The organism is Streptomyces asoensis, assembly GCF_013085465.1.
GTDB lineage: Bacteria > Actinomycetota > Actinomycetes > Streptomycetales > Streptomycetaceae > Streptomyces > Streptomyces cacaoi_A.
On the sequence record NZ_CP049838.1, the window covers coordinates 5,955,584 to 5,970,543 of the forward strand.

12 protein-coding genes and 1 tRNA gene are annotated in these 14,960 nt (G+C 66.5%); 11 read left to right on the forward strand and 2 right to left on the reverse strand.

Going from position 1 to position 14,960, the window contains the following annotated elements:
• The first annotated feature begins 158 nt into the window (after positions 1–158).
• The 11 genes from G9272_RS26710 to G9272_RS26760 all read left to right on the forward strand — a co-directional run bounded on the left by G9272_RS26710 (position 159) and on the right by G9272_RS26760 (position 14,330).
• Positions 159–231, forward strand: a tRNA-Trp gene (locus G9272_RS26710).
• A gap of 113 nt (positions 232–344) precedes the next feature.
• Positions 345–632: a preprotein translocase subunit SecE gene (gene secE, locus G9272_RS26715; protein WP_062640252.1), complete on the forward strand. Its 288-nt coding sequence runs from the start codon at positions 345–347 to the stop codon at positions 630–632.
• An 80-nt stretch (positions 633–712) separates the two neighbouring features.
• A complete protein-coding gene (gene nusG, locus G9272_RS26720) occupies positions 713–1,576 on the forward strand; it encodes a transcription termination/antitermination protein NusG (RefSeq protein ID WP_171398898.1) in 864 nt (287 codons plus the stop codon).
• 169 nt (positions 1,577–1,745) lie between these two features.
• Positions 1,746–2,180, forward strand: a complete 435-nt coding sequence (rplK, locus tag G9272_RS26725) for a 50S ribosomal protein L11 (protein ID WP_020132675.1) — start codon at positions 1,746–1,748, stop codon at positions 2,178–2,180.
• Positions 2,181–2,266: 86 nt separating this feature from the next.
• Complete coding sequence (rplA, locus tag G9272_RS26730) at positions 2,267–2,992, forward strand: 50S ribosomal protein L1 (protein ID WP_171398899.1); 726 nt, start codon at positions 2,267–2,269, stop codon at positions 2,990–2,992.
• Positions 2,993–3,139: 147 nt separating this feature from the next.
• Positions 3,140–4,054, forward strand: a complete 915-nt coding sequence (locus G9272_RS26735) for a hypothetical protein (RefSeq protein WP_171398900.1) — start codon at positions 3,140–3,142, stop codon at positions 4,052–4,054.
• A gap of 93 nt (positions 4,055–4,147) precedes the next feature.
• Positions 4,148–4,969, forward strand: a complete 822-nt coding sequence (locus G9272_RS26740; RefSeq protein ID WP_171398901.1) for an LppX_LprAFG lipoprotein — start codon at positions 4,148–4,150, stop codon at positions 4,967–4,969.
• A 294-nt stretch (positions 4,970–5,263) separates the two neighbouring features.
• Positions 5,264–5,794 (forward strand): 50S ribosomal protein L10, encoded by a 531-nt coding sequence (gene rplJ / locus G9272_RS26745; RefSeq protein ID WP_062640262.1) that lies wholly within the window; start codon positions 5,264–5,266, stop codon positions 5,792–5,794.
• 111 nt (positions 5,795–5,905) lie between these two features.
• A complete protein-coding gene (gene rplL / locus G9272_RS26750; RefSeq protein ID WP_171398902.1) occupies positions 5,906–6,289 on the forward strand; it encodes a 50S ribosomal protein L7/L12 in 384 nt (127 codons plus the stop codon).
• 558 nt (positions 6,290–6,847) lie between these two features.
• A complete protein-coding gene (gene rpoB / locus G9272_RS26755; RefSeq protein ID WP_020132669.1) occupies positions 6,848–10,333 on the forward strand; it encodes a DNA-directed RNA polymerase subunit beta in 3,486 nt (1,161 codons plus the stop codon).
• A 97-nt stretch (positions 10,334–10,430) separates the two neighbouring features.
• Positions 10,431–14,330 carry a DNA-directed RNA polymerase subunit beta' gene (locus G9272_RS26760; RefSeq protein WP_171398903.1) on the forward strand — a complete coding sequence of 1,300 codons (3,900 nt, stop codon included), beginning with the start codon at positions 10,431–10,433 and terminating at the stop codon, positions 14,328–14,330.
• Positions 14,331–14,427: 97 nt separating this feature from the next.
• On the opposite strand, the gene G9272_RS26765 is transcribed toward G9272_RS26760, so the two are convergent.
• Together G9272_RS26765 and G9272_RS26770 are read right to left on the reverse strand one after the other, a co-directional pair.
• Complete coding sequence (locus G9272_RS26765) at positions 14,428–14,688, reverse strand: hypothetical protein (RefSeq protein WP_054238759.1); 261 nt, start codon at positions 14,686–14,688, stop codon at positions 14,428–14,430.
• Positions 14,685–14,945: a hypothetical protein gene (locus tag G9272_RS26770; protein WP_171398904.1), complete on the reverse strand. Its 261-nt coding sequence runs from the start codon at positions 14,943–14,945 to the stop codon at positions 14,685–14,687. The genes G9272_RS26765 and G9272_RS26770 overlap by 4 nt, the downstream gene beginning before the upstream one ends.
• Positions 14,946–14,960: the final 15 nt, after the last annotated feature.

The following is a 14,960-nucleotide window of genomic DNA, read 5'->3' on the forward strand; positions in this document are numbered from 1 at the left end:
GCCGACTGAACATCAGAGTGATTCCGATCAAGGCCGCTTTCCGTTCGACGAGGCGCTCAAGACCACGTACACTCACACGTCGTTGGCCTTCGACAGCCGCGCCCCAACAGGTGCACACCGAGCACCCGGTCGGATGCGGTACGTTGGGGAACACACAAAGGGTCGTAGCTCAATTGGTAGAGCACTGGTCTCCAAAACCAGCGGTTGGGGGTTCAAGTCCCTCCGGCCCTGCTACACACTCCGTCACCAGGATGTGTGCGCAGCGCATGTACGTCCAGCAATGCATCGCCGTGCGGCTCAGACCGGGCGCGGCACGGCCACGACCCGGGAACAGGTGAGGACGAATGGCGGATGCCGTGGGCTCCATCGACACGCCTGATGCCCAGGACGAGGTGCCTGAGGCGCAGAAGAAGACCCGCAAGGGCGGCAAGCGCGCCAAGAAGGGCCCGCTGAAGCGTCTCGCGCTCTTCTATCGCCAGATCGTCGCAGAGCTCCGCAAGGTCGTATGGCCCACGCGGAGTCAGCTGACGACGTACACGACCGTGGTGATCGTCTTCGTGGTCATCATGATCGGCCTGGTGACCGTGATTGACTATGGACTCAGCCACGCCGCCAAGTACGTTTTTGGCTGAGCCTAGAGCGAAGGGCGCCGAGGTATCCGGCGCCCCTTTCGCATGTTCCACCCCTATGTATCCAGGAAGAAGCAGCCACCGTGTCTGACCAGAACCTGAACGACGCCATCGAGCCGGACGAGTCCGTGGACGACGAGCTCGACATCGTCGAGGGCGCGGACGAGGTGGACGAGTTCGAGGCTGCCGAGGCCGAAGCGGGCGAACCCGCGGAGGAAGCCGCACTCCACGTCGAGGACGAGGAAGCAGTCGCGGACGAGGGAGCCGACGAGGACGTCGAGGCCGAGGACGTCGTCGACGAGGCCGAGGAAGAAGAGCCGGCCGAGCCCGTCGACCCCGTGGTCGCCCTGCGCGAGGAGCTGCGCACCCTCCCCGGCGAGTGGTACGTCATCCACACGTACGCCGGCTACGAGAACCGCGTGAAGACCAACCTGGAGCAGCGCGCCGTCTCGCTGAACGTCGAGGACTACATCTTCGCGGCCGAGGTGCCGCAGGAAGAGGTCGTCCAGATCAAGAACGGCGACCGCAAGACCATCCGTCAGAACAAGCTCCCCGGCTACGTGCTGGTGCGCATGGACCTGACGAACGAGTCCTGGGGCGTCGTCCGCAACACCCCCGGCGTCACCGGCTTCGTGGGCAACGCGTACGACCCGTACCCGCTGACCCTGGACGAGATCGTCAAGATGCTCGCCCCGGAGGCCGAGGAGAAGGCCGCCCGTGAGGCCGCCGAGGCCGAGGGCAAGCCGGCTCCGGCCCGCAAGGTCGAGGTCCAGGTGCTGGACTTCGAGGTGGGCGACTCGGTCACCGTCACCGACGGCCCGTTCGCCACGCTCCAGGCCACGATCAACGAGATCAACGCCGACTCGAAGAAGGTCAAGGGCCTCGTCGAGATCTTCGGCCGCGAGACCCCGGTCGAGCTGAGCTTCGACCAGATCCAGAAGAACTAGCCTCCTCTGGAGCACAAGCCTCCGATCAGGTCAGACGGGCTCTCGTAGCCGGTCTGACCTGCTCGGTTTTTGGCCGCGCATGGATACCCGTTATCGTTGTGCGGTATGCCTCCATCCGGATCATCCGGACCGGACGGCTGAAAACTCTCACTAGGACCCGGAGAGAGCAATGCCTCCCAAGAAGAAGAAGGTCACGGGGCTCATCAAGCTCCAGATCAACGCTGGTGCGGCCAACCCGGCCCCGCCGGTCGGCCCCGCGCTCGGCCAGCACGGCGTCAACATCATGGAGTTCTGCAAGGCCTACAACGCCGCGACCGAGTCGCAGCGTGGCTGGGTGATCCCGGTGGAGATCACGGTCTACGAGGACCGCTCCTTCACCTTCATCACCAAGACGCCGCCGGCCGCGAAGATGATCCTCAAGGCCGCAGGTGTCGAGAAGGGCTCTGGCGAGCCGCACAAGACCAAGGTCGCCAAGATCACCGAGGCGCAGGTCCGCGAGATCGCCACGACCAAGCTTCCCGACCTGAACGCCAACGACCTGGACGCCGCGTCGAAGATCATCGCCGGCACCGCCCGCTCCATGGGCATCACGGTCGAGGGCTGATCCCCAGCCTCGTAGCACCTTCGTAGCACCGTGGCAGGGCCTGCTCGGCCCGTACCACGACTCCTCAGAACACATCAGGAGCAGTAGTGAGCAAGCGCAGCAAGTCCCTCCGCGCTGCGGACGCCAAGGTCGACCGGGAGAAGCTCTACGCCCCGCTCGAGGCCGTCCGTCTCGCCAAGGAGACCTCCACGAGCAAGTACGACGGCACCGTCGAGGTCGCCTTCCGCCTGGGTGTCGACCCGCGCAAGGCCGACCAGATGGTCCGTGGCACCGTGAACCTGCCGCACGGCACCGGCAAGACCGCCCGGGTCCTGGTCTTCGCGACCGGTGACCGTGCTGCGGCCGCGGAGGCCGCGGGCGCCGACATCGTCGGCTCCGACGAACTGATCGACGAGGTCGCGAAGGGCCGTCTGGACTTCGACGCCGTCGTCGCCACCCCGGACCTCATGGGCAAGGTCGGCCGCCTCGGCCGCGTGCTCGGTCCGCGTGGTCTGATGCCGAACCCGAAGACCGGCACGGTCACCCCCGACGTGGCCAAGGCCGTCACGGAGATCAAGGGCGGCAAGATCGAGTTCCGCGTCGACAAGCACTCGAACCTGCACTTCATCATCGGCAAGGTGTCCTTCGACGACACCAAGCTGGTGGAGAACTACGGCGCGGCCCTGGAGGAGATCCTCCGCCTGAAGCCGTCCGCCGCCAAGGGTCGCTACATCAAGAAGGCCGCGATCAGCTCCACGATCGGCCCCGGCATCCTGGTGGACCCGAACCGCACCCGCAACCTTCTCGTCGAGGAGGACCCGGCCGCGGTCTGAGCCCCACAGCTCACCCTCAGTCGGTGACGAGCCCCGCAACCTTTCGAGGTGCGGGGCTCGTCCCTTTTGCCGTACGTATCTTTTTTCGTACGACTGTCAGTGCTGTGCGTTAGCGTTCAGTGACAGGAATCCATGGGGGTGGGACGAATGAAGTGCACGACCCTGCGCCGCGCGGGCCTCTCGATCGTCGCGGCGGCTCTGCTGACGGGGGTGACGGCCTGCGGCGGCTCCGGCGGCTCTGACGATTCCGGCGGCTCCGGTGGCTCCGGGAAGGGCGGGGACGGCAGTCCCCCGCTCAGCCCCGTCGCGGCCCTGCTCACCGCCGAGAAGTCCACCGACGGCGCCGACTCCGCGAAGGTCGAGTCGACCACGACCATGGGCTCGGTGATGTCGATGACCGCCGACGGCGCTCTCGGCTGGGGGGACGGCCTCACCGGCACGCTCACCATCACGTACACCGGCGGCACCATGGCCGACACCATGCGTCAGATGGGCACCACGTCGATGGAGGCCCGCTACCTGCCCGACGCCTACTACGCCAGGATGGGCGACACCTTCGCCGAGCAGGCCGGAGGCAGGCACTGGATCAGATACGCGTACGACGACCTGGAGAGCCTCGGCGGCAGCTCCGGCGCGTATCTGAAGGACCAGATGCAGAACACCACCCCGAACCAGTCGGTGAAGCTGCTGCTGGCCTCCGGGGACGTGCGGGAGGTCGGCGAGGAGAAGGTGCGGGGACAGCGGACCACGCACTACTCGGGGACGGTCGAGGTGGCGGACCTCGCCGAGAAGAACTCCAACCTCAGCCAGAGCCAGCTCGACGACCTGAGGAAGACCCTGGAGCAGGCCGGCGTCACCACCGAGACGGTCGACATCTGGGTCGACGACCGGGATCTGCTGGTGAAGAAGGTCGAGAAGGGCGAGACCACGGCGGGCGCCTACGCCCAGACCGCGTACTACACCGACTACGGCACCGAGGTCTCCGCCGAGGTGCCTCCGGCGAGCGACACCGCGGACTTCGCGGAGCTGGTGAAGCAGCAGGGGGCCGGTACCGGCTCGTAAATCACGGGACCTCTCCCGATCCTCTGGGATACCTTCACGGTCTTGCTGTGAATCGGCCGTGTGTTCGCTGTATCGGGTTCTGGGGGAAGTTGGATGAGGTCTTCCGTGGGTGTCCTCGGGCTGTCCGCGCTGCTCGTCGCCGGGTGTGCGGCGGCGGGCGGCACGGAGAGCGAGGGTGACTCGGCCGCCGCGGCCGCCGTCACCCGCGCCGCGGAGAAGGCGGAGGAGGCCGTGTCCCTGCGTTACCGCATGACCGGCCGGACGCCGGAGGAGGGCCGTATCAAGGCCGAGGCGGCGATCGGCGTCAAGCCGCCGGCCATGAGCCTGAAGTCCACCGTGCTCAGCGGGCCCGACCGGGGCACGGGTGAGTTCCGGCTGGTCGGCGGGGTGCTGTACGTGGGCACCGACGAAGCCGACGAGGACGGCAGGCACTGGATCAAGTTCGGGGCGCCGGGCAGCTCCGACACCCCCAGCGGGATCAAGGTCGACACCGGCACGATGGTGGACCGGGTCCGGGACAACCCCTCCCACGAGGGCGGCTTCCTCGCCGCGGCCGACGACCTGAAGAAGGCCGGTTCCGAGACCGTCGACGGCGTCCGCACCACCCACTACACGGGCACGGCCACCGTCGACGACATCCGCGCCTCCTACAAGGACGAAGACAAGAGCGTCCGGCAGCGGACCGAGAAGAGCCTCGCCCAGTACGAGAAGCAGGGTGTGGACGAACTCACCATGGACCTGTGGGTCGACGCCGAGGACCGTACCCGGCAGCTGCGGGTGCAGGGCTTCGGGCGGCACGGCGAGCTCGACCTCACCCTCACGTTCCTCGACTTCGGCAAGCCCGTGACCGTGAAGGTGCCGCCCGCCTCGGACACCGTGGACATGGCCGAGGAGCTGAGGAAGGCCCGGGACTGAGGGCCGTACAGGCCCCGTACGGGCGGATTTGCTTGACGGCGCCCCGTTCACGTACGCTCCTCGAGAAGCCAAAGACCGCTGGTCGTTGCCGTGCTCTCGTAAGGGGGGGCGGTGGCCGAAGGATCCGCTGCAATGCGGACGACCCGCGCAGGTGTCAGTGGATACGCTCCCGGACCGAAATCCTTCCACGGAATTCGTTCGGTCGAGCAACGCCCCGTGCGCCTGCGCCGGGGCGTTTCGTTGTCCCAGCCCCTTCTGAGCGGTCCTCATCACCCGGAAGGAGGCCGACGCTCTATGGCAAGGCCCGACAAGGCTGCCGCGGTAGCCGAGCTCGCGGAGCAGTTCCGCAGCTCGAACGCCGCTGTGCTGACCGAGTACCGGGGTCTCACCGTGGCGCAGCTCAAGACGCTGCGTCGTTCGCTCGGTGAAGACGCCCAGTACGCCGTGGTGAAGAACACGCTGACCAAGATCGCGGCCAACGAGGCCGGGATCTCGACGCTCGACGACCTGTTCAACGGTCCGACGGCGGTTGCCTTCATCACCGGTGACCCGGTGACGTCGGCGAAGGGTCTTCGTGACTTCGCCAAGGACAACCCGAACCTCGTCATCAAGGGCGGTGTCCTTGACGGTAAGGCGCTGTCCGCCGATGAGATCAAGAAGCTTGCGGACCTCGAGTCCCGCGAGGTTCTGCTCGCCAAGCTGGCGGGCGCCATGAAGGGCAAGCAGTCTCAGGCTGCCTCGCTCTTCCAGGCGCTTCCGTCGAAGTTCGTCCGCACCGCGGAGGCGCTTCGCGTCAAGCTGGCCGAGCAGGGCGGTGCCGAGTAACTCGGCTCGCACTTTGACCGCTGCCTGACGTAGCGGTCGACGCGGGCCGAACGTACGCCCGCCGACATGTACATCCGGCACCTGCCGAATTGAATGGAAGGATCGCCCACCATGGCGACGAAGCTGTCCCAGGAAGAGCTGCTCGCGCAGTTCGAGACCCTCACCCTCATCGAGCTCTCCGAGTTCGTGAAGGCGTTCGAGGAGAAGTTCGACGTCACCGCCGCCGCCGCGGTTGCCGCTGCCCCCGTCGGCCCGACGGCCGCCGTCGAGGCCGCTGAGGAGCAGGACGAGTTCGACGTCATCCTCACCGGTGCCGGCGAGAAGAAGATCCAGGTCATCAAGGTCGTGCGTGAGCTGACCTCCCTGGGTCTGAAGGAGGCCAAGGACCTCGTCGACGGCGCTCCGAAGCCCGTCCTCGAGAAGGTCGCCAAGGAGGCCGCTGAGAAGGCCGCCGAGTCCCTCAAGGGCGCCGGCGCCTCCGTCGAGGTCAAGTAACACCTCCCGGTCGGCGACGACCGGACGCGAAGGCTGAATCAGTCCCTCCGGGGCTGTAACGCTCACGCACCGAAGAGCGATCATCCATCTGGGTGGTCGCTCTTCGGCGTTCCTGGGAGCGCGGCCACGGTTGCCTTGCACCTGCGTGACCGGGGGGTATGGTGATCTTCATCGTGTCTCCGAGCGCCCGAGTTCGCGCAGGGGGGCCTTGACGAACCGCACGCAGCGCGCAATTCTCAGGACGCGTCGTCACAAGGATCCGAATCCGAGGCATGGATCGACGGCAAAGAGGGCAGTATCACCGTGCGTTGAGGGCTAGCAGACCGAGGGCGTTGAGAACTACGAGGGTCTCCAGAAACCCGCACTGGACATCAGTGTGCCAAGTGGCTACACTGACCCTTTGCGCTGCCTGTTAGCTGTTCCCTGCCCGTCACCAGGGGCATGCCCTCGCTTGAGCCAGACGACCAGACAATCCCCCACCTGGGATTTCTGTCTCTGTGCGCAGGATGAGGAGCCGGTACGCGCGTAGTGAGTCCGAGCCCTCGGAAGGACCCCCTCTTGGCCGCCTCGCGCAACGCCTCGATCGCGAATACGAACAACGCCGCCAGCACCGCCCCGCTGCGCATCTCCTTTGCAAAGATCAGGGAGCCCCTCGAGGTTCCGAACCTTCTCGCGCTGCAAACCGAGAGCTTTGACTGGCTGCTCGGCAACGACGCCTGGAAGGGTCGCGTCGAGGCCGCCCTGGAGTCCGGTCAGGACGTCCCCACCAAGTCCGGTCTGGAGGAGATCTTCGAGGAGATCTCTCCGATCGAGGACTTCTCCGGGTCGATGTCGCTGACCTTCCGCGACCACCGTTTCGAGCCTCCGAAGAACAGCATCGACGAGTGCAAGGACCGCGACTTCACGTACGCGGCCCCGCTCTTCGTGACGGCCGAGTTCACCAACAACGAGACCGGCGAGATCAAGTCCCAGACGGTCTTCATGGGCGACTTCCCGCTCATGACCAACAAGGGCACCTTCGTCATCAACGGCACCGAGCGTGTCGTCGTGTCGCAGCTGGTCCGTTCGCCGGGTGTCTACTTCGACTCCTCCATCGACAAGACGTCCGACAAGGACATCTTCTCCGCCAAGGTCATCCCGTCCCGGGGTGCCTGGCTGGAGCTCGAGATCGACAAGCGCGACATGGTCGGTGTGCGTATCGACCGCAAGCGCAAGCAGTCCGTCACCGTCCTTCTGAAGGCTCTCGGCTGGACCACCGAGCAGATCCTCGAGGAGTTCGGCGAGTACGAGTCCATGCGCGCCACCCTGGAGAAGGACCACACCCAGGGCCAGGACGACGCGCTGCTGGACATCTACCGCAAGCTGCGTCCGGGCGAGCCGCCCACGCGTGAGGCCGCGCAGACGCTGCTCGAGAACCTCTACTTCAATCCCAAGCGCTATGACCTGGCCAAGGTCGGCCGCTACAAGGTCAACAAGAAGCTCGGTGGCGAGGCCCCGCTCAACGCGGGTGTCCTGACCGTCGAGGACGTCATCGCGACCATCAAGTACCTGGTGAAGCTGCACGCCGGGGAGACCGAGACGGTCGGCGAGTCCGGCCGCTCGATCATGGTCGAGACCGACGACATCGACCACTTCGGCAACCGTCGTATCCGCAGCGTCGGCGAGCTCATCCAGAACCAGGTCCGTACGGGTCTGGCTCGTATGGAGCGCGTCGTGCGCGAGCGCATGACGACCCAGGACGTCGAGGCGATCACGCCGCAGACCCTGATCAACATCCGGCCGGTCGTCGCCTCCATCAAGGAGTTCTTCGGCACCAGCCAGCTGTCCCAGTTCATGGACCAGAACAACCCGCTGTCGGGTCTGACGCACAAGCGTCGTCTCAACGCCCTCGGCCCGGGTGGTCTGTCCCGTGAGCGGGCCGGCTTCGAGGTCCGTGACGTGCACCCGTCCCACTACGGACGCATGTGCCCGATCGAGACCCCCGAAGGCCCGAACATCGGTCTGATCGGTTCGCTCGCCTCCTACGGCCGCGTCAACGCGTTCGGTTTCGTGGAGACGCCGTACCGCCGGGTCACCGACGGTGTCGTCACCGACGAGGTCGACTACCTGACGGCCGACGAAGAGGACCGGTTCGTCATCGCGCAGGCCAACGCCACGCTCGACGACGACCTGCGCTTCACCGAGAACCGCGTCCTGGTCCGCCGCCGTGGCGGTGAGGTCGACTACGTCCCCGGTGACGACGTGGACTACATGGACGTCTCGCCGCGCCAGATGGTGTCGGTCGCGACCGCCATGATCCCGTTCCTCGAGCACGACGACGCCAACCGTGCCCTCATGGGCGCGAACATGATGCGTCAGGCCGTGCCGCTCATCAAGAGCGAGGCCCCGCTCGTCGGCACCGGCATGGAGTACCGCTCCGCCGTCGACGCCGGCGACGTGGTCAAGGCCGAGAAGGACGGTGTGGTCCAGGAGGTCTCCGCGGACTACATCACCACGACCAACGACGACGGCACGTACATCACGTACCGCCTGGCCAAGTTCTCCCGCTCCAACCAGGGCACCTCGGTCAACCAGAAGGTCATCGTCAACGAGGGCGACCGGATCATCACCGGTCAGGTCCTCGCCGACGGCCCGGCCACCGAGAACGGCGAGATGGCCCTGGGCAAGAACCTGCTCGTGGCGTTCATGCCGTGGGAGGGTCACAACTACGAGGACGCGATCATCCTGTCGCAGCGCCTCGTGCAGGACGACGTCCTCTCCTCGATCCACATCGAGGAGCACGAGGTCGACGCCCGTGACACCAAGCTCGGCCCCGAGGAGATCACCCGGGACATCCCGAACGTCTCCGAGGAGGTCCTCGCCGACCTCGACGAGCGCGGCATCATCCGTATCGGTGCCGAGGTCGTCGCCGGTGACATCCTCGTCGGCAAGGTCACGCCCAAGGGTGAGACCGAGCTGACGCCGGAGGAGCGCCTGCTGCGCGCGATCTTCGGTGAGAAGGCCCGTGAGGTCCGTGACACCTCGCTGAAGGTGCCGCACGGCGAGATCGGCAAGGTCATCGGCGTCCGCGTCTTCGACCGTGAAGAGGGCGACGAGCTGCCGCCGGGCGTGAACCAGCTGGTTCGGGTCTACGTGGCGCAGAAGCGCAAGATCACGGACGGTGACAAGCTCGCCGGCCGTCACGGCAACAAGGGTGTCATCTCCAAGATCCTGCCCATCGAGGACATGCCGTTCCTCGAGGACGGGACCCCGGTCGACATCATCCTCAACCCGCTGGGTGTGCCGTCCCGAATGAACCCGGGACAGGTGCTGGAGATCCACCTCGGCTGGCTCGCCAGCCGCGGCTGGGACGTCTCCGGTCTCGGCGAGGACTGGGCGCAGCGGCTCCAGGGCATCGGCGCCGACCAGGTCGCCCCGGGTACCAACGTGGCCACCCCGGTCTTCGACGGTGCGCGTGAGGACGAGCTCGCGGGCCTGCTGAACCACACCATCCCGAACCGCGACGGCGAGCGCATGGTGCTCCCGACCGGTAAGGCGCGGATGTTCGACGGCCGTAGCGGTGAGCCGTTCCCGGACCCGATCTCGGTCGGCTACATGTACATCCTGAAGCTGCACCACCTGGTCGACGACAAGCTGCACGCCCGCTCGACCGGTCCGTACTCGATGATCACCCAGCAGCCGCTGGGTGGTAAGGCCCAGTTCGGCGGTCAGCGCTTCGGTGAGATGGAGGTGTGGGCGCTGGAGGCTTATGGCGCCGCTTACGCCCTCCAGGAGCTGCTGACGATCAAGTCCGACGACGTCACCGGCCGCGTGAAGGTCTACGAGGCCATCGTCAAGGGCGAGAACATCCCCGAGCCTGGCATCCCCGAGTCCTTCAAGGTGCTCATCAAGGAGATGCAGTCTCTCTGCCTGAACGTGGAGGTGCTGTCCAGTGACGGTATGTCCATCGAGATGCGCGACACCGACGAGGATGTCTTCCGCGCTGCGGAGGAGCTCGGTATCGACCTGTCCCGGCGTGAGCCGAGCAGCGTCGAAGAGGTCTGACGGGAGTTCGGCAGGGCTCACGACGTTGAGCCCTGCCGGCCCCGGGACCCCCGTATCAGACCCCAAGACTTACAACCCTGAGAGGGATTGACGCATAGTGCTCGACGTCAACTTCTTCGACGAGCTCCGGATCGGTCTGGCTACCGCTGACGACATCCGTCAGTGGAGCCACGGCGAGGTCAAGAAGCCCGAGACGATCAACTACCGCACGCTCAAGCCCGAAAAGGACGGACTCTTCTGCGAGAAGATCTTCGGTCCGACCCGGGACTGGGAGTGCTACTGCGGCAAGTACAAGCGTGTCCGCTTCAAGGGCATCATCTGTGAGCGCTGCGGCGTCGAGGTGACCCGCGCCAAGGTGCGTCGTGAGCGGATGGGCCACATCGAGCTCGCCGCTCCCGTCACGCACATCTGGTACTTCAAGGGTGTCCCGAGCCGTCTGGGCTACTTGCTCGACCTGGCTCCCAAGGACCTCGAGAAGGTCATCTACTTCGCGGCGTACATGATCACGTACGTCGACGACGAGCGCCGTACGCGTGACCTGCCCTCGCTGGAGGCGCATGTCTCCGTCGAGCGTCAGCAGATCGAGAACCGTCGCGACTCCGACCTCGAGGCCCGCGCCAAGAAGCTCGAGACCGACCTGGCCGAGCTCGAGGCCGAGGGTGCCAAGGCCGATGTGCGCCGCAAGGTGCGCGAAGGCGCCGAGCGTGAGATGAAGCAGCTGCGCGACCGTGCCCAGCGCGAGATCGACCGCCTCGACGAGGTGTGGGCCCGCTTCAAGAACCTCAAGGTCCAGGACCTCGAGGGCGACGAGCTGCTCTACCGCGAGCTGCGTGACCGCTTCGGCACGTACTTCGACGGTTCGATGGGTGCCGCGGCGCTTCAGAAGCGCCTGGAGTCCTTCGACCTCGACGAGGAGGCCGAGCGTCTCCGCGAGATCATCCGTACCGGCAAGGGCCAGAAGAAGACCCGTGCGCTCAAGCGCCTGAAGGTCGTCTCCGCGTTCCTCCAGACCAGCAACAGCCCCAAGGGCATGGTGCTGGACTGCGTGCCGGTCATCCCGCCGGACCTTCGCCCGATGGTGCAGCTGGACGGTGGCCGCTTCGCGACCTCCGACCTGAACGACCTGTACCGCCGTGTGATCAACCGGAACAACCGCCTGAAGCGCCTTCTCGACCTCGGTGCGCCCGAGATCATCGTGAACAACGAGAAGCGCATGCTCCAGGAGGCCGTCGACGCCCTCTTCGACAACGGTCGTCGTGGTCGCCCGGTCACCGGTCCCGGTAACCGCCCGCTGAAGTCCCTCAGCGACATGCTGAAGGGCAAGCAGGGTCGATTCCGTCAGAACCTGCTCGGCAAGCGTGTGGACTACTCCGCGCGTTCCGTGATCGTCGTCGGTCCGCAGCTGAAGCTGCACCAGTGCGGTCTGCCGAAGGCGATGGCGCTGGAGCTCTTCAAGCCGTTCGTGATGAAGCGCCTGGTCGACCTGAACCACGCGCAGAACATCAAGAGCGCGAAGCGCATGGTGGAGCGCGGCCGCACGGTCGTGTACGACGTCCTCGAAGAGGTCATCGCCGAGCACCCGGTTCTGCTGAACCGTGCGCCCACCCTGCACCGCCTCGGCATCCAGGCCTTCGAGCCGCAGCTGGTCGAGGGCAAGGCCATCCAGATCCACCCGCTCGTCTGCACCGCGTTCAACGCGGACTTCGACGGTGACCAGATGGCCGTCCACCTGCCGCTCTCCGCGGAGGCGCAGGCCGAGGCCCGCATCCTGATGCTGTCCTCGAACAACATCCTCAAGCCCGCCGACGGCCGTCCGGTGACGATGCCGACCCAGGACATGGTCCTCGGTCTGTTCTTCCTCACCACCGACGGCGAGCTGCGTGACACCAAGGGCGAGGGCCGCGCGTTCGGCTCCACGGCCGAGGCGATCATGGCGTTCGACGCCGGCGAGCTCGCGCTCCAGTCGGCGATCGACATCCGCTTCCCGGTGGGCACCATCCCGCCGCGCGGCTGGACCCCGCCGGCCCGCGAAGAGGGCGAGCCGGAGTGGCAGCAGGGTGACACCTTCCGCCTGCGGACGACCCTGGGCCGCGCGCTCTTCAACGAGCTGCTGCCCGAGGACTACCCGTTCGTCGACTACTCGGTGGGCAAGAAGCAGCTCGGCGAGATCGTCAACGACCTCGCGGAGCGCTACCCCAAGGTCATCGTGGCGGCGACGCTCGACAACCTGAAGGCGGCCGGCTTCTACTGGGGCACCCGCTCCGGTGTCACCGTGGCCATCTCCGACGTCGTCGTGCCCGAGGCCAAGAAGGCCATCGTCAAGGGCTACGAGGAGCTGGACGAGAAGGTCCAGAAGCAGTACGAGCGCGGTCTGATCACCAAGGAAGAGCGCACGCAGGAGCTCATCGCGATCTGGACCAAGGCGACCAACGAGGTCGCCGAGGCGATGAACGCGAACTTCCCCAAGACGAACCCCATCTTCATGATGGTTGACTCGGGTGCCCGAGGAAACATGATGCAGATGCGGCAGATCGCCGGTATGCGTGGTCTGGTGTCGAACGCGAAGAACGAGACCATCCCGCGTCCGATCAAGGCCTCGTTCCGTGAGGGCCTGTCCGTCCTCGAGTACTTCATCTCGACGCACGGTGCCCGTAAGGGTCTGGCCGACACCGCCCTGCGTACCGCCGACTCGGGTTACCTGACCCGTCGTCTGGTGGACGTCTCGCAGGACGTCATCATCCGCGAGGAGGACTGTGGCACCGAGCGCGGTCTGAAGCTGCGGATCGCCTCGCACGACGAGGCCGGCGTGCTGCGCAAGGCCGAGGACGTCGAGACCAGCGTCTACGCCCGCATGCTCGCCGAGGACGTCGTCATCGACGGCAAGGTGATCGCGCCGGCCAACGTGGACCTGGGCGACGTGCTCATCGACCAGCTGGTGCGCCACGGTGTCGAGGAGGTCAAGACCCGTTCGATCCTGACCTGTGAGTCCCAGGTCGGCACCTGCGCCATGTGCTACGGCCGCTCGCTGGCCACCGGCAAGCTGGTCGACATCGGTGAGGCGGTCGGCATCATCGCCGCCCAGTCCATCGGTGAGCCCGGTACCCAGCTGACGATGCGTACCTTCCACACCGGTGGTGTGGCCGGTGACGACATCACCCAGGGTCTGCCGCGTGTCGTCGAGCTCTTCGAGGCCCGTACCCCGAAGGGTGTCGCCCCGATCTCCGAGGCCCAGGGCCGCGTGCGGATCGAGGAGACCGAGAAGACCAAGAAGATCGTCATCACGCCGGACGACGGCAGCGACGAGACGGCGTTCCCGATCTCGAAGCGCGCCCGTCTCCTGGTCAGCGAGGGCGAGCACGTCGAGGTGGGCCAGAAGCTCACCGTGGGTGCCACCAACCCGCACGACGTGCTGCGCATTCTGGGTCAGCGTGCCGTCCAGGTCCACCTGGTCGGCGAGGTCCAGAAGGTCTACAACTCGCAGGGTGTGTCGATCCACGACAAGCACATCGAGATCATCATCCGGCAGATGCTGCGCCGGGTGACGATCATCGAGTCCGGCGACGCCGAGCTGCTGCCCGGCGAGCTCGTCGAGCGCTCGAAGTTCGAGGTCGAGAACCGTCGTGTGGTGCAGGAGGGCGGTCACCCGGCCTCCGGTCGTCCGCAGCTCATGGGTATCACCAAGGCCTCGCTGGCCACGGAGTCCTGGCTGTCGGCGGCGTCCTTCCAGGAGACGACCAGGGTTCTGACGGACGCGGCGATCAACGCCAAGTCCGACTCCCTGATCGGCCTCAAGGAGAACGTCATCATCGGTAAGCTCATCCCGGCCGGTACGGGTCTGTCCCGCTACCGCAACATCCGGGTCGAGCCGACCGAGGAGGCCAAGGCCGCGATGTACTCGGCCGTCGGCTACGACGACATCGACTACTCGCCGTTCGGCACGGGCTCCGGCCAGGCCGTTCCGCTGGAGGACTACGACTACGGTCCGTACAACCAGTAAGGCGTACGTCTGAAGTACCGAAGGGCGGTCACCCCGTTGCGTGCGGGGTGGCCGCCCTTCGGCGTGTCCTGGGGCAGGCACTGTCCGGGGGCAGGGCCTAGCGGCCGGTCAGTTCCCAGGCGGTGACGGCGACCGTCGCGAGGGCGGCCAGGGCGCCGATGCTGGCGAGCGGCCAGCGGGAGCGTTCCAGGGCGTCGAGGCGCTGTTCGTGGTCGGCGATCTGTTTGTCGGTCTGGTCGCTGCGCTGGACCAGCAGGGCGAGCGAGCCGTCGACGCGGGCGAAGCCGGCCTCGACGGTGCCGCGCAGCCGCTCCAGTTCCAGGGCCACGGCGGCCGGGTCGGAGAAGGGTTCGTTCACGCGGCGCTCTTTTCGCTGGGCTTTTCGCCGTCTCCTGCGTCGGCTGTGGTGTCCGTGCGCAGCCACGAGGGCAGCAGGGTCTGCACGGCGGGCAGGGCCATGACCCTGGTCACGCCGGCGGCGGCGGTGAGCGCCGCGGCGACCCAGGGCAGGGTGCCGGGGATGCCGGCGGCGTCGACGACCGTCGGCAGCAGGACGCACAGGCCGACAGCGGTCTGGAGAACGGTACGGAGGGTGCGCTTGGCGGCCTCTGACATCGGGAGCCTCGATTC